This window comes from Fibrella aquatilis (assembly GCF_017353255.1).
Taxonomy (GTDB): Bacteria; Bacteroidota; Bacteroidia; order Cytophagales; family Spirosomataceae; genus Fibrella; species Fibrella aquatilis.
In genome coordinates this window covers 165,826-191,016 of record NZ_JAFMYU010000007.1, presented here as the reverse complement: position 1 = coordinate 191,016, position 25,191 = coordinate 165,826, and the positions used below count along the sequence as shown (strand labels likewise).

Genomic DNA, 25,191 nt, shown 5'->3' with positions numbered 1-25,191 from the left:
ACGCCAATCTCGTGCTTATACTAGCACGAGATTGGCGTTTCTGCTGGTTGGCCCTATATCTTTGCGACTTTTTTTAGTACCAATATGGTAGATGATACGTTGATTGCCGACACCGAGTCGGTAAGCTGGCGGGCGGCCTGGAAACGCCCCCGTTTTCGCCGAATGGCCATTGGAGGCCTGTTATTAGTGCTGGCGTTGCTGGCGGTCTGGCCTACCTATCTGGCTCGTATTGAAGCCCGTGATGGCATCCAACTCAACGACGTTGTGCTGTATGCACTACCCGTCTACGATGCATCGCTGGCCGTTTTCATCAGCCTCTGGAGCGCGGCCCTGCTGCTCATTTACCGCGTTCAGCGCAGCCCGGCCATGTACCTGCACTTCATCTGGGGCTATGCGCTGCTGTTTATCACCCGCATCATCAGCATCGGCCTTACACCCCTCGACCCGCCCAACGGCCTGATTGAACTCCGCGATCCGCTGAGTAACTACTTCTACGGTACCACCTTCATTACCAAAGACTTATTCTTTTCGGGCCACACGGCCAGTATCTGCCTGATGGCGTTCTGCCTCACCCTCCCCCGCGACCGTTGGCTGGTGTTCTTCGGCACGGCAATCGTGGGCGTGGGTGTACTGCTCCTCCGCATCCACTACACCGCCGACGTTATTGCCGCGCCCTTCTTCGCCTACGGCGTTTATCGCCTGGCCAAATGGCTGGTGCGGGACGCGTTATAAAGTGAAAAAAGCGGTCTACCTTGCTTTGTCATACAACCGCCTAAGCCATTTTTCATGATTCGACACCTTTACGTTTGCGTTTTGCTCTGTTTGGCTGTCGGTCAGCTACAGGCTCAGTCTAAAAAAATTGTCCAATCGCTTACCGGCTACATCCGTCACGCCACCACCAAAGAACCCATTGTTGGTGCTACCATTTTCATACAGAGTAGCCGAATAGGCACCACCACCGGCAAAGACGGTTTCTTTGTTATTCCCCTCGAAGAGGGCAGCTATCCCATTCGTATTTCGCACGTAGGCTACCTCTCGCAGACCATGACCGTCAACGTGAATAAACTCACGCTGATCAATGTCGAACTGGTCGAAGACACCCAGTACCTGGAAGAAGTAGTGGTGCAGACCGAAGCCCCCGACAAGAACGTACGCAAGGTAGAGTTGGGCGTTACGCAGCTGAGCATCAAGAACATACGGCGCATTCCGGCCTTTATGGGCGAGGTAGACGTGGTGCGAAGCCTGCTGCTGCTACCCGGCGTAACGAGCGTGGGCGAAGGAGCCACGGGCATCAACGTGCGGGGCGGTTCCATAGACCAGAACCTGGTGCTGCTCGACGATGCCCCCCTGTTCAACACAAGCCACCTGCTGGGCTTTTTCTCGGTCTTCAACCCCGACGTGGTGCGCGACGTGACCCTGCACCGGGGGGGCATTGCTCCGGCCTTTGGCGGGCGGGCATCGTCGGTGCTGGATATTAAGATCAAAGAGCCGGAGACCGAAAAATGGTCGGCCTACGGTGGCATCGGCATCGTGTCGAACCGGGCGGGCGTGGAAGGGCCAATCATCAAGAAAAAGCTGACCATGCTGGCTGCCACGCGGGTGTCATACAACGATTTCCTGTTCAAGCTTGGCCCCGCCAGCATCAGTGGCACCCGCGCCAATTTCTACGACCTGACCACCAAACTAAAGTGGCAAGCATCTGAAAAGCATACCATTACGGGCACAGGTTATTTTGGCCGTGACGTGTTTCGGCTGGCGTCAGACTCGCTCTCAAGCGTCGAAATCAACTCATCGTCTACCCAATTCGATTACCAGAGCCTGGCGGGTACCGTGCGCTGGAACTACTTCATCAACCCCCAGCTGAACCTCAACACTACGGCCGTTTGGAGTCAGTACCGCAGCGAAACGTCGGCACCGGATTCGGCCAATCAGTTTAGCCTGGTGGCCGAAGTGCGCCACAAACAGATCAAAAGCGACCTGACCATTGCCCTTAACGAGCGGCACGCGGCGCAGGTGGGCCTCAGCGCCATCGATTATTACGTACAGCCCAACGCCCTCACGCCGGGTCGTTTTTCCAACGCGCTGCCGTTTGCGCTGCCTACCGAACGCGCCTACGAACTGGCCGCCTACGTGCAGGACGAATGGAAGCTGTCGGAGGCCACGTCGCTGCTGGCCGGGTTGCGGTATTCGCTATTCCTCAACGACGGCCCCACCACCCTGCGCAACTACAGCCCCGAACTGCCCCGCCTGCCGGGCACGGCCACCAGCCTCACGCCCTACGCCGCCGGCACGATATACCATACCTACGGCGGTCTGGAACCCCGGCTGGCCCTGCGCATGACCATCGGCGAAGGCAAGTCGATCAAGGTTGGCTATAACCGGATGCGGCAATACATCCATTTGGTGTCCAACACCACGGCGGCGCTGCCCACATCGCGCTGGCTGCTGAGCAACCCCAACATTAAACCTCAGATCGCTGATCAGCTGTCGGTGGGGTACTTTGCCAACGGCAAGCAAAACGAATATGAGGCCTCGGCCGAAGTGTATTATAAGACGCTGACCAACGCTATCGACTACCGCGACGGGGCCAATTTGCAACGCAACCCCGCCCCCGAAACCGATTTGTTGCAGGGCACGGGGCAGGCCTACGGGCTGGAAATGCTGGTGCGGAAAAACAAGGGTGCCTGGACGGGCTGGGTGAGCTACACCTTTTCGCGCACATTGCTGACCATGAACGGTCGTTTCTCCGACGAGCAGGTAAACAACGGACTAGCCTACCCCGCCAACTTCGACAAGCCGCATACGCTCAACGCCACGGCCACCTACCGCCCCAGCCTGCGGTTTAGCATGTCGTTCAACTTCACCTACAGCACCGGTCGACCCGTGACACAGCCCTACGGCCGCGCCCGCATCAACAACGTGGTGGTGCCTATTTACGTAAACCGCAACCAGGAGCGCATTCCCGACTACCACCGCCTCGATTTTTCAATGCTGTTTGAACAGGACCCCGCCAAAAAGCGGAAGGTGCAACAAAGCTGGAACTTCGCGATTTACAACGTGTACGCGCACAAAAACGCCTATTCGGTCTTCTACCGCTACGACCCGCGCCAGTTTGAGGACGCCTTCAAGCTCTCCATCTTCGGCACGGCTTTTCCGTCATTGACCTACAACGTGCGGTTCTAAACTGCCCGATCAGCTACGTAATTACAACCGATACTCATGCCCCGTTTCTATAAGACTTTGCCCGACTTGCTTGCCCGCCGACTCAGCCTGCGCCGGTTTCTGGTGCCGCCGCTACTTTATGTGGGCGTTATGGCCTGCGTAACACCCTACCAACCCGAGACTAAATCGTTACCCAACAAGATCCTGATCGTCGACGGCTATATTACCAATCAACTAGGACCACATCAGGTAAGTCTCACGTATACAGCCGATTACACCAACGCATCGGTTAATTTTCGGGCCGATAAAGCTACGGTATACCTCACCGACAGCACCGGCAAGCGGCAGGATTTTCTGGAAGTAAGCCCCGGCCTGTATCGCACACCCGCCAGTTTTTCGGGGGTGACGGGGCAGAAGTACAAGCTCAACATTACACTGGCCGACGGCCGTAAATACGAGTCGACACCAGAGACAATAACGGCAGCGCCACCCGTGCTGAAGGTCTACGACGAGTATACGGAGAAGCCAGTTATCGGTACGAAAACCTTCGACAAGGGCTTCAACATCTACCTCGACACGAAAGACCCCGCCACCCCCGGCGACTATTACCGCTGGCGCTGGACCAACTTCGACCCGGTCATTTTTTGCAACACCCGGTCGGTTACTATCCGCAACAATACCACTGAATACGGCTACTATTGTTGCCAGCAATGCTGGGATGTGCGTACCTGCGCGGGACCTGCCTGCCTCAACGCCACCTCCGACGAGGCCATCAACGGCAACGCCATTAGCCGACAGTTTATTCTGCGGGCACCGTTTGAAAGTTTCGACCGCTATTACGTTGAAATAGAGCAGCTTGCTATTTCCCGCGCGGCCTACGTTTACTACAAAACCATTGGTAACCTCACCAGCAACAACGGCGGCATTTTCGACGCAGCCCCGGCTTCGGTGCGGGGCAACATGAAGTCGCTGACCAATCCCGACGAACCAGTTTTTGGCTTTTTCAGCGCCGCCGGGGCACAGAAGCTGCCCTATGTGGTAGACCGTACCCGTGGGCAGGGCGCACCCAATATTAGGGTGCAACCTTTACCCGACCCCGCTACCCCACCTCCACCCTGCGCCGCCTGCGTAGAGAGCGACTTCCGAACCCGCATTAAACCCCGCTGGTGGACGTTCTGACCAGTTAGCTAGTGTTGCCCACATTGGTTACATTAGCGTATTGACAGACATAGGTAGTCAATCCTGGTTGCACTGCCCGTAAACCACACGTTTATGAAGCACTGGTTTATCTTCGTAAGCTCATCTTGGGTGCCTACACAGCGAACAGCGCTTTTCCTGTTACTCATCGGTGCCGTTTTTGCCTGTGTCACACCCTACCAACCCGATACTAAATCGTTGCCCGACAAGCTACTCATTGTCGACGGTTACATTACCGACCTGCCAGGACCGCATCAGGTCATGCTTTCATACACCGCCAACTTTACCAATGCCTCGACCAACTACCGGGTAAGCGGAGCCACTGTCTACGTGACCGATAGCGCCGGCAAGCGGCAGGATTTTTTGGAAGTTGGTTATAGAACAGGCGTATACCGTACGTCTGCTGACTTTCAGGGCACTCGGGGCAACACCTACCAACTCAACATCGTGCTGACCGATGGCCGACGCTATGTATCAGGATTCGAAACCATCAAACCGGTATCTCCCATCGACAGGGTATATGACGAGTACACCCAAAAGCTTATTCCCGGCACCCTTGTGTTCGATAAAGGCTTCAACGTGTATATCGACACCAAGGACCCCGCCACCCCCGTCGACTACTACCGCTGGAGATGGACCCACCACGAGTTGGTAAAATTCTGTGCGATTAAATCTGTCAGGGGTGCAGATAACCCCACGTTGAACAAGGAATATTCATATGGCTGCTGCGAGCAATGTTGGGACATAGAAACCTGTAGCGGCCCGAATTGCCTTAACGCTTTTTCCGATGAGGCAATCAACGGTAATGCCATCAGCCGACAGTTTATTCTGAGAGCACCCTATGATGAGTACATTCGCTATTACCTCGAAATTGAACAATTATCTATTTCACGCAGTGCCTATGCCTATTACAAGGCTACAGAAAACTTAACGGCCAGCAATGGCGGTATTTTCGACGTGGCCCCTGCCAAATTACAGGGCAATATCCGGTCGCTGGACAACCCTGACGAGTACGTATTGGGGTATTTCAGTGCTTCCGGAGCGCAAAAGATACCCTACTTCGTGTTACGCAATAACCGGTCACCACTGCCCCCCGACCTGCGCTACTATCCCCCCACGCCCCCCTTCTACGCAGAGTGCTTCCCCTGCGTGGAAAGCGACTACCGAACCCGCATCAAGCCTCGCTGGTGGGATTTATAACGTAGTTTTGCCCTATGGCAAAGTTTCTCATCCTGCGGTTTTCGTCTATCGGCGACATTGTGCTCACCACGCCGGTAGTGCGTTGTCTGAAACAGCAGGTGCCTGATGCCGAGGTTCACTTCGCCACCAAACGCGCCTTCGCCACCCTTCTCGACAGCAACCCCTACCTCGACGGACGTCACTACCTCGACGGCTCACTTCGGGCGCTGGTCGCGCAGCTTCGCGCCGAAGGGTTCGACTATGTTATTGACCTGCACAATAACCTTCGCACCCGCCTGATCAAGCTGCAACTGGGCGTGAAATCATACGCCTTCGATAAGCTGAACTGGCAAAAATGGCTGCTGGTGCAACTGAAAATCAACACCTTACCCAACGTACATATCGTAGACCGGTACCTGGCTACGGTGGCCTCGTTTGGTGTAACGAACGACGGCAAAGGGCTTGATTATGTCATCCCCTACAAAGACCAGATCGAACCCGACTGGCTGCCCCAAACCCACCGGTCGGGCTACGTGGCCTATGCTATTGGTGGTCAACATGCCACCAAAAAACTGCCTGTGCTGCGGATGATCGAGCTGTGCGCCCGGATCAACTACCCGGTGGTGCTGCTGGGTGGTAAGGAAGACCAAGAAGCGGGCGCGGCCATCGAAGCCGCCGTGGGGTCAGCGCAGATTTACAACGCCTGCGGACGGTATAACCTCAACCAGTCGGCATCGCTATTGGCAGGGGCGCGGGTGGTGTTCAGCCACGATACGGGCCTGATGCACATTGCGGCGGCCCTGCAAAAACCGGTGTATTCGATCTGGGGCAACACCACACCTCTGTTTGGCATGTACCCCTACAAAACGCCTTATGTCGCCCTGGAAAACAACCATTTAAGTTGCCGTCCCTGCTCGAAAATAGGCTATGCCAAGTGCCCCCGCGGCCACTTCCGCTGCATGAACGACCTCTCGTTCGATTTTGAGATTAAGGAGTTGGAAGGTAAGTGATGAGTGCTGAACGGTGAGTGGTAAGTGCGTAAGGTTGAGAGCCGACCCTACGCACTTACCACTCACCGTTTAGCACTCATAACTTACCTTCAATTCCCCTCCGCCATTTCTGGGCGATGGCTATTGCCGTTTCGAGCATGGCGGGTTGCCAGCGTTCTGGTTGCCAGGCCGTGTGGGCCAGTTCTGACGAGGCCAGGCGGGTTTGCGCTTGCTGGTAGTCGGTGGCGGTTTCGAGGATCGTGGCTAGGGTGCGTTGCTGCGCATGAAGAGCGGCGTCAGTCAGTGGCGGGTTGCTAACTGACGCTTGCTTTGGTGGTAAAAAACTGTTTACCAGCCCGTTACCGTCCGTATCCATTGCTTTTACAATGGCATCCATCCGCCGAAAATCGGCCCGGAACTGCTGGCGGCTTTCATCTGTATCCAGGGCGGTGCCGAGTTGCTCCAGCACCACGAAGCGCAGGTTGGGGCACTGATCCATTACGTAGGTGAGCAGGTTGAACACGGCATCGGGCACGGCATCGTCGTGGGTGTCGCGGCGGATGGCGCGCGTGGGGTCGGCGGCAGAATCGTGCCAGCTTCCACCAGATATATGAATCTCACGCACCCGGTCCAGCGGGTAGAGAGCCAGCAGGTCAGGAGCCGAGATGTCGAAATTCATGAGCTGGCAATACAGGTTGTGCAGGTCGAGAATGATGAAGCCGTTGATGGGTTCAATCAGCTGCCGCAGGAACTCGCCATGTTGTTTCACCTCATCGGGGGCATAGGCGAAGGCGAGATTTTCCAGCCCCACGGGGCACCCACAGGCGTCCTGAATCCGCTGCAACCGGTCGCGGCCCAGGGCCAGGGTTTGGGGGGTGCAGGGTACGCCCAGCGGTGCACCCTGATGAAAATTGGCCCCGGTCATAAACCCGAAATGTTCGGTAACATGGTCGAACCGGAACCGCTGACTCAACGCCCGCAGGCTGGTGAGCCAAGCCGCCTGTTCGGGAGTCCACTGGCCCGAAAACAACGAAAAAAACACGCCATGCCCCACCAGCCGCCCCGCCTCGCCATAGGTGGTGAGCAGGTCGGCAAACCAGCCGGGCAACTCGTCGTAGCGATACAGGCTGTCGAACGCCCACTCAATAGCCCCTACCTCCCCCGCCTCAAAAAGCGGCAAGGCAGCAGCCATCAGGTTGGCATCTAGGTTAAAGGCGATTGTTGAGTGGATCACGGGGGGGTATTGGTAGTTTGTGGTTGCTTCGCGCTACGTGCCCTTCGACAGGCTCAGGGTGACAGGCAACTAAGAAAGTATCCTAGCTTGATTCAAGGTTGTTGTCACCCTGAGCTTGTCGAAGGGCCAAGCGCCGAGACGTCGGACCGCAGCAACCCACAGCGCGAAGCAACCACCAACCACCAACCAATACCCCCTTTACCCCATACCACAACCCGGACAAGGATCTGGGTTGGTTTGGCGGATTACCTTCTTCTCAGGGTCGATGGTCTTGGCTTTTTTGCAGGAACTGGCCGCCGACAGGGTGACGGCTAACGCCATGGCGGAAAGAATGGTCTGGGAAAGTTTCATCGCTAAGTGAGTCATTTTTTGGGTAGACCCGCATGAGCAGCGAGGGGTTGGAAGGCAGGGAGTGAATGATGAAAGAGTGAATGGCCGCACCCTACTCTTCGCTCTCTGCCCTTTGCTCTTTCACTTTGGGAACAACAGCGGCCTGTTTTTGGTCTTTAGACTAGCGGGTTTTTGGCCCGCTATTTCAACTGTATGGCAAAACGTAAAGACGCGCCGGTTCAATCGTCCGACGTTATTTTAATTGGGGCAGGCATCATGAGTGCCACCCTGGGGGTAATGCTTAAAGAACTCAACCCCGACATCACAATCCAGATTTTTGAGCGGCTTGATCAGGCCGCCGCCGAAAGCTCCGACGCCTGGAACAACGCCGGCACGGGCCACTCGGCTTTTTGTGAACTCAACTACACCCCCGAACGCGAAGACGGCACCGTCGAAACGGTGAAGGCCGTGAAAATTGCCGAATCGTTCGAGCAGTCGAAGCAGTTCTGGGCGCATTTGGTGGAGCAGGGCTTTCTGAAAGATGCCCCCAACTTTATCCGACCTATTCCGCACATGAGCTTCGTTTGGGGCGACGATAACGTGACCTACCTGCGCAAACGCTACGAGGCGCTGCAACAGTCGCACTTGTTTCAGGGGATGCAGTACACGGAAGATAAGGCCAAAATTGCCGAATGGACGCCCCTGGTGATGGATGGCCGCGACCCGGCACAGCCCGTAGCGGCCACCCGCATGGACCTCGGCACCGACGTCAACTTTGGCGCACTCACCCGCGCTATGTTCCGGCGGCTGGAAGAAATGCCCGGCGTGACGATGCATTTTGCCCACGACGTACACGAAATCTGGCGCTCGAAGACGCTGGGCGGCTGGAAGATCCAGGTCGAAAACGTGACGACCAACAGCGTCTACGACGTCCACGCCAAGTTTGTGTTTATCGGTGCGGGCGGTGGGTCGCTGCGGCTGCTGGAAAAATCGGCCATTCCCGAAAGCCGGGGCTACGGTGGCTTCCCCGTTAGCGGACAGTGGCTGCGCTGCACCAACCGCGAGATCATTGAACGGCATCAGGCCAAGGTCTACGGCAAGGCGTCGGTAGGGGCGCCGCCCATGTCGGTACCCCACCTCGACACCCGCATGATCGACGGTAAGCGCGAACTGCTGTTTGGTCCCTACGCTGGTTTTTCGACTAAATTCCTCAAGAACGGCTCTTACTCCGACCTGCCTAAGTCGATCCAGATGAGCAACCTCGCGCCCATGCTCATGGCGGGGATGCACAACCTGGCCCTCACCAAATACCTCATTCAGCAGGTCATGCAGTCGCCGGAGGATAAGTTGGCGGCCCTGCGCGAGTACTTCCCCGAAGCCCAGCTAAACGACTGGGAACTGGAAATTGCCGGGCAGCGGGTACAGGTGATCAAGAAAGACGACGAAGAAGGTGGCGTACTAGAATTTGGCACCGAAGTGGTCAGCGCCGCCGACGGTAGTATTGCGGCCCTGTTGGGTGCTTCGCCGGGGGCTTCCACCGCCGTTTCCATCATGATCGACCTGCTCAACAAGTGCTTCCCCGACCAGATGCAGTCGGCCGACTGGCAAGAAAAATTCCGCGTCATGATCCCCAGTTTCGGGCAGTCGCTGGCCAAAAACCCGGAACTGACCGCGCAACTGCGTGAACATACCAGCCAGGTGCTCGGCCTGACTCAGTATGAATACACGGCCTGATTGAGTACCGTCTCTCTTCGAGAAGCCCCGTCGGCTATGTCGGTGGGGCTTTTTTTGTAAGCACAGTGGGCTAGCTCTACGCGAGCAGCCTGTGAGAGCTGACTAATTAATTCGTTTATAACCAGCAGTTAATGAGCGGTTAACGAACCAGAACTACGTTTCATGACCAGAACCTGATCCTAGTTCATTATGAAAACCTGGCTACTTTTTTTACTCATTCTATCGCTGCCGTCAACAAGTTGGGCGCAGGCAGATACTACGTCTTGGCCCAGAAAGCACCTGCTTCAAGCCGACATTGGGCTTACTTCACTACCCGTTCCGCGTGATCGGGGGCTGGGCTTTACCATCAATTTCCTCTACCAGCCCTGGCCGCGGTCGAACGTCTCAACGGGCTTTGCCATGACAATCGGGCAGGTGCGCAGTTCCGATTCGTTTGGGTATACCGTAGCCCAGCCGACTGTCTTTTTGCTCGATCTGGGCTGGATAAACCAAATCCGGCTCGTGAAGGCCAACCGGTTTGCCGTCGACGCCAGCCTGACGAGTTCGCTGCTGATTACCAAATTGGGCGACTGGGCCAAACCCCGCACGGTATACACCCGCTACGGCCGAACCACCGAGCCAACTTACATCAAAACAGATGCCTATTTCGCACTGGAGCCGGGCTGTCGGCTTACCTACCACTTGACCCCATATCGGTCCGATGGGGTGTCGCTTTTCGCCTGGGCGTTGTACCGGTTTACTTATGGTGTCGGCGGTTTTAGTACGGCATCTGAGCTGACCGCCCCGGTATTCATCACAGGCCTGATGATCTCCGGCTACTCATACCGATAGCCTCGCTTCGAAAACGCTGCCCTCCCCTTGCGCCAATTGCCAATGGGTAGCCACGGGTGCTTACTTGCTGGTGACGGTGACGACATACGTTTTTTTCACCTGCCCGCTCCCGTCTGTGCCAGGCTGTTTTTCCGCAAAAACCACCCTGGCGGTGCCCGCCGTGACGCCTTTGATGAGAAAAACAGCCGACTCGTTTGAGAGACCAGCACCCGTGGTTTTGCGCGACACGTCGACAACTTCCTGATTGTCGGAGGTGGCGGTCAGTTGCCAGGTGGTGTCGGCGCGGGGAGTCATAGACACCTCCCTGATATCGCCTACGCTCAGCCGCATCTTCTGGCCACTGGCCGTGTCTATACGGCTACCCGTGCAGGCACTCATCAGGGCGAACAAACAGAGCAGTAGCGTTAGTGCGTACAATTGTGGTGGGGACGTTCGGTTGTTCATAGCAACTGTAACCTGGTTAGTGGTCTTACGGTTTAGTAAGTCCAAGAACTAAACCTACGCCTTTCGGGCATGAATCAACCCGTAGTCCAGCAAGGTTGGGATAACGTCGGGCAGGGGTATCAGACCGGCGTCGGTAAACCAGCGGTGGTGTTCGGCGCGACTGTAGCAGCGGCCTTTGGTGACCCAAAAAAGCTGGGCCGAATAGTCGGTGGCGGCCAGGGAACCATCCAGCGTATCGTTCAGGAAGGTGTCGTGCACCCAGATGTCGCCATCGGAGCGCAGGGCAGCGGCAAACCGGCGGGCCAACGCCTGGCAGGTATCGGTAGGCCAGTCGTGGAAGAGGCTGCCGGCCAGTAGCAGGTCGGTAGGGGGCAAAGGGTCGGTGAGCATATCGCCGGGCTGGAAGGTTACCCGCTCTCTCACGGTGTCGGCACCGGGCCGCCCACTTTGCGCCCAGTCATCCAGCAGTTCGGCGGCAACGGTCAGCACAGCGGGGCGGTCGAAGAGGGTGGCCGTGGCGGTTGGGTTGAGCAGCAGCCATTCGTAGGTGTAGTAGCCCGTGCCGCCCGCCACGTCGAGCAGGTGTCCCGGCTGCGTGGGCAGGTTGGCAGCCACCAGGGGTGCCAGCAGCCGCGCCCGTCCGGCCAGCCCCAGCGTGAATTTTCGGGCCGATTTGGGATCATCCATGGGCGAAGGGCCATCGCCTTCTTTCACAAACGAAATGCCCGCTGGTGCTTCCAGCGGACCGTCGTTTCGTAGTAGCTGCGCCATGTGCAACACGCCCGGATCGTCTTTTTCCAGGCCGGTGTATCCCGTCAGGTTCGGCTCCTGATCCTGCACCAAGTATCGCCCTAATGCAGTCAACGTCAGCCGATTATGAATATCATATTCGAGCAACTGCATGGCGCAGAGGGCCGGAAAAAGCACCATGGCCGGGCGTTCGGCCAGGTTGAGTTGCTGCCGGAGGTCGGCCAGCGAGAGCGGTTCGGCGCTGAGCGTGTCAAACACCGCCAGTTCGTGGATAGCCGCCAGCAGCAGGCGCGACCCGAACATGGCGCGCAGCTGCCGGGTAATGGGTGCGGGATCGGGTTGAGTAGTACTGAACATCAGGTAACGTGCTTTGTAGACGGTGAGTGAATATGTTGCTGATGGGAGGTAAGTTGCTGCCGCGCGGCAGCAACACATTCATTCAACCACAACCTACATCAATTACTGCCGGTTTGGGTGATTGTTCCCGTGTTATTGTTGCCGATCTGGTTTACGTTGGCCATGTTGGCTATGGTTGTGGTGCCCGTCTGCGTCACGGTCAGGCCGTTGTTGTTGCCGTACTGAAGGGCCGGGTTGGTTATCATCGGGTCAGTCGGCAGGCCGCGCAGGGTGCTGTTGCCCTTTTGGGCTACGGTGGCGGTGTTGGCGGTGCCCCCTTGCACCAGGTTGGTGGCGTTCATGTCGTTTTCCTGGTTGATGGTAGCCTGATTACCCGACGAGATCACGTTTAGCCCCGTCACCGGCGAGATGCCCCCGCTGAAGCCCTGCTGCACCTGGGCCAGATTTCCGGTGGTGGCGGTGGTGGTGCGGTTTTGCACAATGCTGGCCTGGTTGCTGGTGCCCAAACCCGTGTTGGCCCCGGCGCTGCCACCCGCGTAGGCGTAGGTCTGCACGATGGCTGCGCTGTTGTTGCTGCCACCCGCGCCCTGCTCAATGGCCGCCTTGTTGTTGGCCGACTGGGTGCTTTGGTCAATAAACGCTGCGCTATTCTGGCCCGTCTGCCCAATGGTGGCCTGGTTGTAGTGGCTCTGGTCGGTCTGGAAGACGGTGGCTCCGTTGCCGCTACCGGCCCCCGTCTGTTCCACGGTGGCCTCGTTATAAGTCGCGTTGTTGGTCTGATAGACAAGGGCCACCCCGTTTACGTCCGTTTGCTTCACGTTCACCCGGTTGTCGGTGCTGACGTCGGTTTGGCGCACCTCGGCTACTTTGGCCGACCCTTCCTGCCCCACGGTGGCCCCGTTGCGCTGGCTGTTGTTGGTTTGCAGCACCACCGCGCCGTTGTTTGTAACCCCGCCATTTACGGCACCCTGCCGGATGGTGGCCCGGTTCTGTATTGACAAGTTGTTCTGGTCAATGACCGTGCTGCCGTTGTTGCTGCCGATCTGCTGAATCGTGGCCGAGTTGGCCGCGCTGGCCCCGGCGATTCCGGCGTTCTGCCGGATGCTGGTGACGCTCCCGGCGTTGACGTCGCCGTTGCCCGACCCGGTTTGGGTGATACTCGCTTCGTTGCCCGCGTTGGCCGGGCCGGGGCCAACGGGACTGCCACCGTAAAGCTGCGCCCCACCACTACGGAAGCCGTTGCCGCCGTTCTGGTCAATCGTGGCCGTGTTGCCCGACCCCGTCGTTTGGCGGATGGTGCCCTGGTTGAAATCGGCCCCGTTAAGCTGGTTGATCGTGGCCTGGTTGGTTTGGCTGGTGCTGTTGGCCTGCTGGAACGTGATGGCTTTGTTGCCCTCGTTCATGACGCCCGCTGTACCCGTCCGTTGCGTAATCACCGAGTTGTTACCCGCGCCTTTCTGCTGCACGTCGGTGCTCTGGTTCTTGCCCGACTGGTTAACCGTCGAGGTGTTTTGGGCCTGTAGGGTCGTAAAGGCACCCAGGCCAAGCAGCCCGCCCAGGGCCAGGGGAATGATATGTTTTGTGTTCATAAAGAAGTTGGGGGTTGGAAAAGATGGGGTGAGGTGGTGGGGGTAGTTTGTAGTTTGTGGTTGCTTCGCGCAGTGGCGTATTGCTGCCGCGCGGCCCCTCGACTGCGCTCGGGGTGACAACGACCTTGAATCAACTCAGTAACCAGATATAGTTTCCTGTCACCCCGAGCGCAGTCGAGGGGCCGCGCGGCAGCAATACGCCACTGCGCGAAGCAACCACAAACCACAAACCCCCTCCCCTCACTGCTTCAGCACGCGCACGGTTTGGGTTCGGCCTTCCGAGCGTACCTGTAAGAGGTAAATGCCGCCGGGGTAGGCGTTCATGTCCAAGTCTACGAGCTGCTCGTAGTCGGCGGTGGTCCAGTGTTGTTTGTTTACCACGTAGCCGTTCAGGTCGATGGCCTGCACGTGTAGCGGTGCCCCGCCCGCGCCCCAGATCGTGGCCCGCAGCCTTCCCGATTCGATGGGGTTGGGCATGAGCCGCACCGTCAGGGGTGTGGTGGGTTCGGCAGTAGCGGCCAGGCGACCACCGTTGGCAATGCACCCTCCATTGATCTCAACGGCAAACGGACCACTCCACGCGAAGCTGCCGTTAGCCCCGAACACTTTGGCGTAGTAGGTGGCGTTGGTCTGCACACTCACCAGCGTGAGGCTGCTGGCGGTGGTGCCCGTTTGCACACCCATGACGTCGATGAGCCGGTTGGCAACGGTTTGGCCGTTGCGATACCACTCGTAGCGCGTGCCGGTGAGCGTGGCGGTGAGCACCACGCGGCTGCTGCGGCACACGCGCTGGCTGGCGGGCGTACCGGTGTAGTCGAGCAGGCGGGCGGGGGTGGGTTGGTCGTAGCTACTGTTGCTGGTAGTGAGCCGACAACGATAATAGACCGGCGCATTGACCGACGCGGCGTAGGTGGCCCCGGTGGCGTTGGGTACGTCGGTCCAGGTGCTGCCCGTGGCCGACTGCTGCCACTGGTACTTCATCACGCTGCCGCTCATGTTGACCGACAACATACTGGCATAGGGCACAGCACCGGTCGTGAGGGTAGCCTTGGTCACCAGCCCCTGCACCGTGCCCGTCAGGACACCCTCTGTCATCATGGCGGCGTTGGGGAACTGATCGGTGCGGAGGTAAAGCTGCCCGTTGGCGTTGAGGGTGGCGTTGCTTCTGAGCGTGGCCAGGCCCGTTACGGAAAACAGGCTGTTGAGCGTGCTGCTGCCGGTGATGCCGTTGACACCGAGGTTAACGACGGTAGCCGTGCCGGTGCCGCCGTAGGTGACGGGGCCGGTGAAGACCAACGGCCCGGTGGCTAAGCTCAGCGTACCGTTGTTGGTGAGGGTGCCCCCGCCGTAGGTAATCCGGGCATCCCCGCTGCTGACCAGGCGGGTGTTGCTGCCGATGCGCAGCGTGGGTTGGTTGACCACAACCAGCAGGGTCTGATCCTGCGCATAGGGCGTACTATTGACCTTGGTTAGGACTGGCTGAGCTAGTGTGCTGCTGACTACCGCCAGCAGGCATAACAGGGAGAGAAGTCTCATAGTGAAGTCGTTCGCGGTTTCGTGAAAGATGATTTCGTAGGAAAACGCGTACTAATTCAGCTTCACAATCGTCAGCACCGTGCCGCCGTTGTTGTTCAGTGTGGCCGTTTGTGCTGAGTTGACTCCAAGTGCCCGGATGCGAATGGCATCACCAGCACTTAGGGTAAGCAAGTGCATATCACGGCCCTGCCCCCTTAAACCGTTGGGCAGGTTGTTGGGGCCACCTGAATTGGTGACATACGTTGCATATGAGTTACTCGATGAGATCGCATTTCCGTTCACCTCAACGTAGTTGTAGACCGCTATCGTGTTGGTACCGTTGTCAGTTACGTTGTATCGAAACGTGATTAGGTACGTACCAGCAGTGCCTATGATGTACGTGTTGTTGGAAGTGTTGTACGAGCCAATCGTTGGTGTCGTGATCACATTGTTGAAAGTCACCACATCGCCCTGATTGCTGGAATTCGCGAGAGCGAGTTGTTGCGTAGCGTTGGTTTTTGAAACCACCAACTCGGTTAGCGCACCGGTGCCGCCAGCCCAAGAAGTGCCACCGTTACCGTTCGTGATCAACGCCTGCCCGGCATTACCGCGTGTAGTAGGTAAGCTCAATGAGTTAGAACCGCCGTTGATGCTTACCCCGCTGCTGCTCCAGCTTAGGGCCGTGCTGCCGCCAGCCGTGCCGTAGCCTAAGCGGCCACCGCCAAAGCCCGACAGCACGGGACCGTCTGTGGTGCTGTTGTAACGCAGAAAGTGGTTTCCGTCGCTGGCTCCGCGTAGGCTTAGGGCGTTGTCGTTGAGGCCCAAGTTACCTGTGCCGCCAAAATCCAGCGTTTTGCCGCCCATCGTTATGGTGCGGTTGGCAGTCAGCGTACCATCGGTGGTGTAGAGACTGGCTCCACCGCCCGCGCTGGGCGTTGTCCACTCCGTGTTGTAGTTGACACCATTTACTTTAGTCAGCACTTGTCCGGGGGTGCCGCCCGTGGGTACGCCCTGTCCGGCAGTGCCTTGCGGGCCAGTGGGGCCAGCCGCACCCGTTGGGCCAGCTACACCAGCGGGGCCAGTTGGTCCCGTTGCACCGGTTGCTCCTGCGACCCCAGTATCTCCTTTATCACCCTTCACCCCTTGTGGGCCAGTTGCTCCAGCCGGACCTGTAGCTCCGGTCAGGCCCGTATCGCCCTTGTCGCCCTTGTCGCCTTTCAAACCCTGCGCCCCAGCCGGGCCGGTGGCTCCGGTTAGGCCCGTATCGCCCTTGTCGCCTTTGAGGCCCTGCGACCCTTGTGGGCCGGTTGGCCCTGTGGCCCCGGCTGGGCCAACAGCCCCCGTTGCGCCCGTAGCTCCGGCTGCGCCTGTATCACCCTTATCGCCTTTTGCGCCCATAGCACCAGTTGGACCAACGGGACCAGCCGGGCCGGTTAAGCCAATCGGACCTTGTGCCCCCGTATCGCCTTTATCACCCTTATCACCTTTGGCTCCCTGTGCACCGGCTGGACCTTGCGGCCCCGTTAAACCGGTGGGGCCTTGCGGACCAGCCGCGCCAGCGGGACCCGTAGCACCGGCTGCGCCCGTATCGCCCTTGTCCCCTTTAGGACCTTGTGCGCCAGTCGGCCCAGCAGGTCCAGTCAGACCAGTTGGCCCTTGCGGACCCGTAGCCCCTGCGGCACCCGTGTCGCCTTTGTCGCCTTTAAGCCCCTGTGCACCAGCCGGGCCGGTCGCACCTACGGCCCCAGGATCACCCTTATCACCTTTGAGACCAGCAGCACCCGTGGGACCGACGGGGCCAGCCGGACCGGTAGCACCAGCGGGACCTGCCACCCCTACGTCGCCTTTATCACCCTTGTCGCCTTTGGCCCCTTGTGGCCCAGTCGCGCCAGTTGCTCCAGTATCGCCTTTGTCACCCTTGCCCCCCTGCGGCCCTTGTGCGCCGGTAGGGCCTTGGGGTCCCTGCGGGCCGGTGGCTCCGGCACTGCTCAGGGAGGTCCAGGCCGTGCCGTTGTAGAAGTAGAAGCCCGGTGTGCCGTCTGTTTGGTAAACGAGCAGGCCGGTGGCGGGGCTGCTGATGAGGCCGCGCTGCTGGGCGTTCATGCGGGGCACGAGTACGCCCTGGGTGGTGCTCTTCACGTCGAGCAGGGCCGAGGCGTCGGCGTTGGACCCGTCGGTGTTGACCGCCACCGAGCCGTTTTGGGCCTGGGCAACGGTGAGGGTTGCCAGCAGGGCCACGCCCGTCAGCAGGGAAGAAGGTAGAAATCTGAAGCGCATAAACAAGAGAGAAGTTGGTAGCAAAAAGGTTGTTTAGTAATTGTTAATCAAGCAGTTGCACTGATGAACGCCGGTTTACATACCGCGCCAGGATGGGGTGGTGCCACAACTGTTTGCGCACCGGCGTAATACGGCGGCGGGCCACCTCGATGCATTCGCCCGTGCGCAGCCAAACCAGCATCCGTTCAGCGACGGGGCGCTCGATGCGGTCGATGTAGTCGAGGTTGACGGTGTAGTCGCGGCGCAGGCGGATAAACTGGTCCGGGGGTAGCTGGCCCTCCATGTATTTCAGGGTACGGGGCAGCAACACCCGTTCGCCGTTTTGCCACAGCAGCCAGGTGTAGTTGGCGCTCGACTCCAGGCTCATAAGCAGGTGAACAGATCGGTGCTGCCGTTCTTTCAGTACACTCATGTACAGGCGCAGGTTGGGCGAGTTGTCGGCGGGGGCGTTTGTGGTAATGGCTTGTGGCATCATGAATGAGTAGGCTGACGGGCAGGGCCGCACACAGCGTTTGATTGGTAGCGAGGATGGCGGCGGGGTTAAATCGCCGGTCAAACGTAGGCGTAGCGCCAGGGGATATCCCTACCCGTGCGGGTAGTTATGTAGGGTAGTGGTGCCTTTTTTGGCAAAAAATTATAAATTTTTGTATGTTAGGTTTACTATTTGATGATTTTATAATACTAAGTATAGAATTGGCTTGGTGCGGGTGTGGCTTCGCGCATGTGGCCCTTCGACTAGGCGTCCCCGACAGGCTCAGGGTGACAGTTAATAACCACCAGACCTTAGCTAAAACATGGTGGTTATTAACTGTCACCCTGAGCCTGTCGGGGACGCCTAGTCGAAGGGCCACATGCGCGAAGCCACACCCGCACCAAGCCGTTGCTTTATTTCCGCCAGACGCTGCCGTTCGTTTTGTCGAACAGGTCCAGCACACCATCGCCATAGAACCTGAGGATGTGCCCCTGGCCTTTCGTGTTTGTTTGCCAGAGTACTTTATTGGCCGTATCAACCACCACCAGATTACCGTCTGGCTGAAAAACCAGCTCGTTCACCGCCCCTGACAGTGGTATCGACCAAACTACGCTTGTGTGGGCACCCATATCATCGCCCGTTGTGATGGTGACGGTTTTTTTGGCGACAAGCGCGTTGCGTTCGAGTGCCAATTCGGCAGCGTCGTTACCTCTGGTCGCTAGCAAGGGCGCATCGCCTACTTTCATCCGCCAGTTTGCGCTGGCCAGCAACTGAGCCGGTCGTTCGGCAGCGTTTACGTCGCCGTTGTTAGTAGGTGGCTGGGCAAAAGCAGTGGTGAGGCTCAGTAGCAGCGCGAAGACCGCCAGGCATTGGGTTTTCATAAATAAATCGGGTTTTGGTTGGTAATTGATTAGTAATGAACGGGTTGCTGATTAGGGTGATTAATTTTTTGGTAGCGCACGGTGTTGCCGGTCGTACCTACCGATGGGTGAGTTTAGTAGCTGTGATCGCCGTGGTATCCGTGGCCTCGTCAGTTTCGATGTGGCCTTCGTAAAGCACCGTGCCTTTTGCCCCACTGAGGCTATACATACCCTTCCATTGACTCAGCGTCAGCGTGTCGAGCGTCCAGGTCCCGGTCTCGTCGCCGGCCTTTTTCGCCAATATGCGCCCCGGCTGACCGGGCAAAAACACCTCCGCCTGCCCGTCTTCGTCGAACGAAGCAAACACCAAATAGGCCGTTTGGGCGGTATCGGGGCCGGTTGAGGCCAGTTTGATGCCCGCCTCGGCCAGCCGTACGCATCGTTGTTGCACGGCTGACCATTGGTAGCCTGCCGAACCTTTGCAGCCGTGTTTGTCAGCATCGGGCGGTGCGGTTTCGTTGGTTTTTTTGGAGCCGGACGAACAGGCCCCGGCCAGCCCCAGCAGGACAGTTAGGCCAAGGAGGTAGGTTGTGTTTTGCATGGGGGGAAGGGGGTTCGTAGTTGGTGGTTCGTGGTTCGTAGTTGATGGTTGGCGGTTGGCGGTTGGTGGTTCGTAGTTGATGGTTGGCGGTTGGTGGTTGGTGGTTGGCTGGTGCGGGTAGCGATTGACCCCGGCGGGGTCTGGTCTTTGTAGCAGCAGTCCCGTACCGCTACGTTTCGACTCCAGCGGAGTCGCGTCTGTGTTGTAGTTCACTTCATACAGCTACGTAATGAAGCAGTTGCACAGGCTTGTGAGCGTCGTTATCACCCAAAAGCCTGTCTCCGTTGCGCCAACACAAACGCGACTCCGCTGGAGTCGAAAGCGTTCAGGGCGACCACATGGCTACAAAGACCCCGCTGGGGTCAATCGCCACTCGCACCAGCCAACCACCAACCTCCTTCCCGCTCCGGTCACTTCACAATGCGGTAGGTTTGGGGCAGGCCCTCGGTGGGTTCCAGGTGCAGCAAGTACAGCCCCAACGGTTGATTGACGACCGACACCCGGCTTAGCGTGCCTGGCTCGTCGGCCTGTTGCACCACCTGCCCCAGCAGGTTGGTAAGCCGGTAGCGGCGGTAGGCCACGGCGGGTTCCAGCGCGGCCTCGCCCTGCGGCCCCATGGGGTTAGGAAACAGCACCGGAGCGGCCCCTTCGCGGCTGAGGGCAATGGGTTTGCTGGGTATGCGGCTGCCGTCGCGGTCCACCTGCACCAGCCGGTAGTAATTGACGCCGGGCCGGGGTTGCGCGTCTACGTACTGGTACGTTAGCTCGGTGGTGGCGTTGCCGTTTGGGGCTTTGCTGGGTACGTGGGCGATGGCCTCGAAGCCCTGCAAGTCACCGCTGCGTTCGAGGAGGAAGTGGCTGCTGTTGATTTCGCTGGCGGTGGCCCAGCCCAGCAAGGCTCCCTCGGCCACCATCCGCCCGCTGAAGTAGCGCAGTGTGACAGGCAGGGCACCCAAGGCATCCAGCTTGCTCACAAAGATGTCCCGCGACCCCGCCGAGACAAGGTTGCTGGTGCCTGCCCCCGGGTCGAAGTCGACTGTACCGGTGAAGGGGCCTGTGGTGTGGACATTGCCCGACCCGTCTACCGCAATGGCATTGCCTATATCACTCCCCGTACCGCCCATGGCTTTGGCCCACACAAAGTTGCCCGACCCATCCAGCTTGCTCACAAAGATGTCAAAAGATCCCACCGCCGTCGAGGTGAGGTTGGCTACCCCTACCCCCGGGTCGAAATCGACTGTACCGGCAAAGTGTCCGGTGGTGTAGACGTTGCCCGACCCATTCAAGGCGATGCTAAAACCAATGTCAGAATCCGTACCGCCTATGCGTTTGGCCCACACGAAGTTGCCCGACCCATCCAAGGCAATGCCATTGCCTTGATCAATACTCGTACCACCCATATTTTTGGCCCAGGTGGTTTGGGCGTGGGCCGTCTGGGCGGTGTAGAACCAGCTTACCAGCAGCCAGGCCCAGATACAATATCGATGCCCACAGCGGGCCGAAACAAAAGTAGTCGTGTGCATCATGGGCAGGTCGAGTGGGTAGTAGTGGTCTGTCAGTGGTGATAGGCTTGCGTTGGTCGTGGGTCAGCCGGGGCAAACGTACCGGTAAGCGAAGGGTTCATCCCTACCCCTACGGGTAGTTTTGCGGGGTAGTGACCCCTTTTTTGGCCTAAAAACAGGGTTTTGGCCGCTTACTTTCCCGTCAGGTTCACCAGCAGGTCTACGCGGTCTCTCACGTTCAGCAGGACGTAGATGTTCTTGAGGTGGTACTTCACGGTGTTCTCCGAGACGAATAGTTTGTCGGCGATGTCGCGGTTGCTGAGGCCCGCCACGATGCCGTCGAGTACGTCGCGCTGCCGGTCCGAGAGGGTGCTCAGGTCGGGGCGTTGCAGGCGCGGCGGGTAGGTGGGTGTAGGCGCGGCGGTGGGGGTCATGGGCAAAACGGCGGGCGGAACCAGCGGCGACGACGACAGGGTCATCAGGGCGGTCAGTTCGGTACGCATCCGGTCCAGTTCCGCTTCCATCCGTAGCTGCCGGGCGCGGCGGCGGCGCAGCGCGATCCACAGCCCCAGCGCGAGTAGCGCCAGCGTACCCAGCCCCGCCAGCGCGTAGGTAAGCCACTGCTGTCGGGTGGCCAGCTGCCGGTCCTGCTTTTCGCGTTCCAGCGTTTGGTGTTGATTATGCAGTTCGGCCATGTGCTGCGTCTGGGCGTAGGCCTGGTTCAGCGAATCGAGTACCGACGTGGCCTGGGCCATCCCGATCAGGTCGTGGCGGGCTTTGTATATACCCTTCAATTCGTCGTAAGCGTAGATTTTGTACTTCACAATGCCGCACGAATCGGCATACCGGCAGGTTTGTTGCAGGGTTGTTTCCACGCGCTGCATCTGGTTCATGGCGGCGTAGAGCTGCATTTTTTTCACCAGAATCATGGGCATATCGCAGGGCGACGAAGCCTGTAGGTCAAGCATCGCGCGGTCATAAAGCGCGTCGGCTTCGGGGTATTGTTTGGCCAAAAACAGCAGATATCCCTGCTGATGCACGATTTTGGCCCGGTTTTCGGGATCAAGGTAGCGGAAATGATTGCGCTCCAACTGCCGCATCAGCCGGTCGGACTTGGCATACTGATAGGACAGGGCCAACTGCGCCTGAATCTGCGTCTGGTTGGAATCGGGCCGGGTGGTTTGGCGCGCCAGTTGCCCGGCTTTGGTTAGCCACGACAGGGCGGTGGTGTAGTCGAGCAGGCGTTTGTAGGTATACGACAGCAGCACGGTGGCCTGAAACTGCTCGTCGGGCGAGTAGGCGGGGTTGTCGAGCAGGGGAATGAGCAACGCCTGCGACTGCTCGTACTTCGCTTCGTTGTTGAGCCGGTACACCTGACTTTCCAACTGCCGGAACGTCGCCGACTGACCGTAGGCGGCGGGGCAAAAACTACCAGGCAGGCCAGTAAGCCAGCCGGTAACGAGTAGTGTAGCAATTGAGTAAAATTGACCCATATTGTTTTACAAATCGCTCTAAATGTGAACATATATAAATGACAAAAATCACGGTATGGGCAGTCAAAAAAAATACCTCGCGCGAGGTATTTTTGTCTAGTTCATCTGTAGGCAACTTTACCGTTCGTTTCTCCTTAACTGACCCATGACTAAACGGGTAAACGTGGGTGTGTTGCTGTTGGGGCTGGGTGTGGCCCTCGGCGGCTTTCTGCTGGGTCAGTTTTGGCACCCGATTCAATGGCGTCCCGAAACAAACGTACCCGTCTATACGCTACCCCCTTCGTTTGATACGGAGGCGCTCAACAACCGAATGCTGGTCAGTCAGTCGTTCGCCTTCGACACGACGCAGCCAGTCCGGCAGCTCACGTCCGTTATTCGCCGGTCGTTTCGCCGCAACCCGCACCCGGAGGCGGTATTGCACGGCAACGCGGCGTTGGCACCGGTGGGTTGGGCTTTCATCGAACTCCGCAACGCCACCGATCAGCCCCAACGCCTGGTGTTGTCGATGCCCCAATACCGCGCTAATCAGGCCACACTATGGATGGGGCAAAGGGATCGCTTCGCGTTTGTGGGTACGTTGCACAACAACACCCCCTTGGGCGAACGGTTTTACCCGTTTCTGAACTACGCCTTCCCCATCGTTATCCCATCCCAAACAACCGTACCGCTGCTGTTACGTACCCAGTTCTACGCCGGTTTTCACGAGGTAGACGTGCGCCTTTCTCACCAGCATACCTACGCCGATGATGCCTTCATCGGTAGCGTCGGCGACGGCGTCACGATGGTCGTGTTTGCCCTGCTGGCCGTGGTTGCCCTGCTGGTCGGTGGATTTTCGGGGAGCCGGTTGCTGGTTTGGTTTAGCGTGTACCTGAGTACGCTGACGGTGATATGCGCCAACGTCGTGGGGTATCTGAGTCTGCTGCCTTACCCAGCCGGGCTGGCCCTCAGTGCCAACACCGTAGGGCTGTTCTGCCGCATCTGGCTGAACCCGATGATCCACCCGTTTTTCTACCAACTGATCAAACCGGCGGTTCGGCAACCGCGCCGCTATTGGTGGGCGGTGGGTGCCTACAGCGTGGTCAGTGGTGGACTGATGGCCCTGTTCCTGCTACCGCCCCAGTCGTTTGACCTACTTAATTACGGCATCATCAACGGCATGACGACCCTCACGATTATCAACACCGGTTGGCTGGTGGTGTGGGTGGTGCTGGCCTACCGCCGGGCGGGTATCTGGGCACCGCTATTGGTCTGTGTGCTGGGGTTGGCTCCGATTATTCTGGCGCAGGTGATCGGGTTTGTTCAGGCCATCAACGGGCAGGACACGTACCGGCAGATAACGCTCCCACCCTTTTATTTTCTGTTCATTTTGAGCTACTTAGCCTTCGATGAGTTCCGAAAAGAACTCGTTACGCGGCAAGGAATGCGACGACAGGTACGGGAGCTGACCAAACACAACGAGGCCCTGCGGCGGCAGGAGATCGAGGGCATTGGCCGCGACCTGCACGATCAGGTGGGCAACACGCTCGCCACCGCCCTGAGCTACCTGGGCCGCACACCCCTGAACCCCGACAAACTGCGGAGTATCCTGCTCAGTGCCATCGGCGAACTGCGCTTCCTGAGCCACAACCTGGTCAAAGACGACGACCGCCCGCTTACCGACAAGGTCCAAACGCTCGTCAGCCGCTTTACCGATTTTGCCCCCGTCCGGCTAGCCTACACCGACTACACGCAGGGGCAGATTAACCAGTTGCCCCCACTAACGCAGCAAAATCTCTATCGCATTATTCAGGAACTGCTGACCAACGTGATCCGGCATTCGGGGGCCACACAGGCCAGCGTTCAGTTTTTTTGTGACGGCACAACGGTCGATGTCAGCGTGGAAGATGATGGCGTCGGCTTCGACGTGTCGGCGGGCCAGCAGAAAGGCATCGGTATTCAGACGATCTATAAACGAGCGGCGCTACCGGGCATCAGCGTACGGTTCGACGCCGCCCCCACCGGCACCAGCGTCCTGCTCCAGACCACCCTTGCGGCCCCCGTGCTCACCCCCAGCCATGCCAACCCGAACCCTGCTTATTGACGACCACCGCCTGTTTAACGACGGCCTGAGTCTGGTCCTGCGCGAATCGACGGATTTTGTGGTGGTAGAGCAGGTCTACGATAGTCGCCTGGCCCTGGATGCCTGCGCCCGCCACCTCCCCGACCTGGTGCTGGTGGATGTGAATATGCCCCATTACGACGGGCTGGCGGTGGTGGAGCAACTCAGGCAACTGCCCACGCCGGGCAAAATCGTGATCATCAGCATGTATGCCGAACGGCACGAGATTGCCCGGTTCAACGCCCTGAACATCAACGGCTACATTGCCAAGACCGTGGCCGCCGACCGTCTGCTGACGCTGCTGCGGCAAGTAATGGCGGGGAAACTCGTCATTGAAACCGACGCGGCACCCAGCCCGGCCCTGCCCGCCAGCGACATGGCCCGGTTAACCTACGGCCTCACCAAACGCGAGGTGGAGATTCTGAAACGAGTAAAGCAGGGCCTGACGTCTGAACAAATTGCCGACGTCCTGAGCCTGAGCTACTACACGGTGCAAACCCACCGCAAAAACATCAGCCAGAAGCTGCCCTTCACCACCAAAAAAGACTTCTACGATTTTCTGGAGACCCTAGCCTGA

General features: G+C 58.5%; 21 protein-coding genes. 9 read left to right on the top strand and 12 right to left on the bottom strand.

Annotated features, from left to right (window positions below; genetic code table 11):
• Window positions 1–84 precede the first annotated feature (84 nt).
• The 5 genes from J2I48_RS11335 (at window position 85) to J2I48_RS11315 (ending at window position 6,548) form a co-directional block, all read left to right on the top strand.
• Window positions 85–732, top strand: a complete 648-nt coding sequence (locus tag J2I48_RS11335) for a phosphatase PAP2-related protein (protein WP_207335553.1) — start codon at window positions 85–87, stop codon at window positions 730–732.
• Between the two features lie 54 nt (window positions 733–786).
• Window positions 787–3,183 carry a TonB-dependent receptor gene (locus J2I48_RS11330; RefSeq protein ID WP_207335552.1) on the top strand — a complete coding sequence of 799 codons (2,397 nt, stop codon included), beginning with the start codon at window positions 787–789 and terminating at the stop codon, window positions 3,181–3,183.
• 36 nt (window positions 3,184–3,219) lie between these two features.
• The gene (locus tag J2I48_RS11325) at window positions 3,220–4,341 is read left to right on the top strand and encodes a DUF4249 domain-containing protein (protein WP_229376111.1); all 1,122 of its coding nucleotides are present in this window, start codon (window positions 3,220–3,222) and stop codon (window positions 4,339–4,341) included.
• 93 nt (window positions 4,342–4,434) lie between these two features.
• Window positions 4,435–5,559, top strand: coding sequence for a DUF4249 domain-containing protein (locus J2I48_RS11320; RefSeq protein WP_207335551.1), 1,125 nt, complete (start codon window positions 4,435–4,437; stop codon window positions 5,557–5,559).
• 14 nt (window positions 5,560–5,573) lie between these two features.
• Window positions 5,574–6,548, top strand: a complete 975-nt coding sequence (locus J2I48_RS11315) for a glycosyltransferase family 9 protein (RefSeq protein ID WP_207335550.1) — start codon at window positions 5,574–5,576, stop codon at window positions 6,546–6,548.
• Window positions 6,549–6,624: 76 nt separating this feature from the next.
• Here the strand turns inward: J2I48_RS11315 and J2I48_RS11310 are convergent, their stop codons facing one another.
• Entirely contained in the window at window positions 6,625–7,761 is a 1,137-nt protein-coding gene (locus J2I48_RS11310) for a multinuclear nonheme iron-dependent oxidase (RefSeq protein WP_310587269.1), read from the bottom strand.
• Window positions 7,762–7,959: 198 nt separating this feature from the next.
• Window positions 7,960–8,112, bottom strand: coding sequence for a chryseobasin-related MNIO class RiPP peptide (locus J2I48_RS11305; protein WP_207335549.1), 153 nt, complete (start codon window positions 8,110–8,112; stop codon window positions 7,960–7,962).
• Window positions 8,113–8,304: 192 nt separating this feature from the next.
• Here J2I48_RS11305 and J2I48_RS11300 point away from each other — a divergent pair, with 192 nt between their 5' ends.
• Complete coding sequence (locus tag J2I48_RS11300; RefSeq protein WP_207335548.1) at window positions 8,305–9,825, top strand: malate:quinone oxidoreductase; 1,521 nt, start codon at window positions 8,305–8,307, stop codon at window positions 9,823–9,825.
• A gap of 189 nt (window positions 9,826–10,014) precedes the next feature.
• Window positions 10,015–10,656: a hypothetical protein gene (locus J2I48_RS11295; protein ID WP_207335547.1), complete on the top strand. Its 642-nt coding sequence runs from the start codon at window positions 10,015–10,017 to the stop codon at window positions 10,654–10,656.
• A 60-nt stretch (window positions 10,657–10,716) separates the two neighbouring features.
• Here J2I48_RS11295 and J2I48_RS11290 read toward each other — a convergent pair whose 3' ends face one another.
• From J2I48_RS11290 to J2I48_RS11245, 10 genes are all read right to left on the bottom strand, one after another.
• Window positions 10,717–11,100, bottom strand: a complete 384-nt coding sequence (locus J2I48_RS11290; protein WP_207335546.1) for a hypothetical protein — start codon at window positions 11,098–11,100, stop codon at window positions 10,717–10,719.
• A 54-nt stretch (window positions 11,101–11,154) separates the two neighbouring features.
• On the bottom strand, window positions 11,155–12,207 hold the full coding sequence (locus J2I48_RS11285; RefSeq protein WP_207335545.1) for a methyltransferase: 1,053 nt from the start codon (window positions 12,205–12,207) through the stop codon (window positions 11,155–11,157).
• 98 nt (window positions 12,208–12,305) lie between these two features.
• Entirely contained in the window at window positions 12,306–13,796 is a 1,491-nt protein-coding gene (locus J2I48_RS11280) for a beta strand repeat-containing protein (RefSeq protein WP_207335544.1), read from the bottom strand.
• A 240-nt stretch (window positions 13,797–14,036) separates the two neighbouring features.
• Complete coding sequence (locus tag J2I48_RS11275) at window positions 14,037–15,332, bottom strand: DUF8696 domain-containing protein (RefSeq protein ID WP_207335543.1); 1,296 nt, start codon at window positions 15,330–15,332, stop codon at window positions 14,037–14,039.
• A gap of 51 nt (window positions 15,333–15,383) precedes the next feature.
• Window positions 15,384–17,588 carry a phage tail-like protein gene (locus tag J2I48_RS28555; RefSeq protein ID WP_207335542.1) on the bottom strand — a complete coding sequence of 735 codons (2,205 nt, stop codon included), beginning with the start codon at window positions 17,586–17,588 and terminating at the stop codon, window positions 15,384–15,386.
• A 43-nt stretch (window positions 17,589–17,631) separates the two neighbouring features.
• The gene (locus J2I48_RS11265; RefSeq protein ID WP_207335541.1) at window positions 17,632–18,063 is read right to left on the bottom strand and encodes a LytR/AlgR family response regulator transcription factor; all 432 of its coding nucleotides are present in this window, start codon (window positions 18,061–18,063) and stop codon (window positions 17,632–17,634) included.
• A gap of 410 nt (window positions 18,064–18,473) precedes the next feature.
• Complete coding sequence (locus J2I48_RS11260; protein WP_207335540.1) at window positions 18,474–18,941, bottom strand: hypothetical protein; 468 nt, start codon at window positions 18,939–18,941, stop codon at window positions 18,474–18,476.
• Window positions 18,942–19,038: 97 nt separating this feature from the next.
• Window positions 19,039–19,734 carry a hypothetical protein gene (locus J2I48_RS11255; protein ID WP_207335539.1) on the bottom strand — a complete coding sequence of 232 codons (696 nt, stop codon included), beginning with the start codon at window positions 19,732–19,734 and terminating at the stop codon, window positions 19,039–19,041.
• Window positions 19,735–19,931: 197 nt separating this feature from the next.
• The gene (locus J2I48_RS11250; protein ID WP_207335538.1) at window positions 19,932–21,047 is read right to left on the bottom strand and encodes an NHL repeat-containing protein; all 1,116 of its coding nucleotides are present in this window, start codon (window positions 21,045–21,047) and stop codon (window positions 19,932–19,934) included.
• 167 nt (window positions 21,048–21,214) lie between these two features.
• Window positions 21,215–22,516 carry a helix-turn-helix domain-containing protein gene (locus J2I48_RS11245; RefSeq protein ID WP_229376109.1) on the bottom strand — a complete coding sequence of 434 codons (1,302 nt, stop codon included), beginning with the start codon at window positions 22,514–22,516 and terminating at the stop codon, window positions 21,215–21,217.
• A gap of 145 nt (window positions 22,517–22,661) precedes the next feature.
• Here J2I48_RS11245 and J2I48_RS11240 point away from each other — a divergent pair, with 145 nt between their 5' ends.
• Window positions 22,662–24,596, top strand: coding sequence for an ATP-binding protein (locus tag J2I48_RS11240; protein ID WP_207335537.1), 1,935 nt, complete (start codon window positions 22,662–22,664; stop codon window positions 24,594–24,596).
• Window positions 24,571–25,191 (top strand): response regulator, encoded by a 621-nt coding sequence (locus J2I48_RS11235; RefSeq protein ID WP_207335536.1) that lies wholly within the window; start codon window positions 24,571–24,573, stop codon window positions 25,189–25,191. Before J2I48_RS11240 ends, J2I48_RS11235 begins: the two co-directional genes overlap by 26 nt.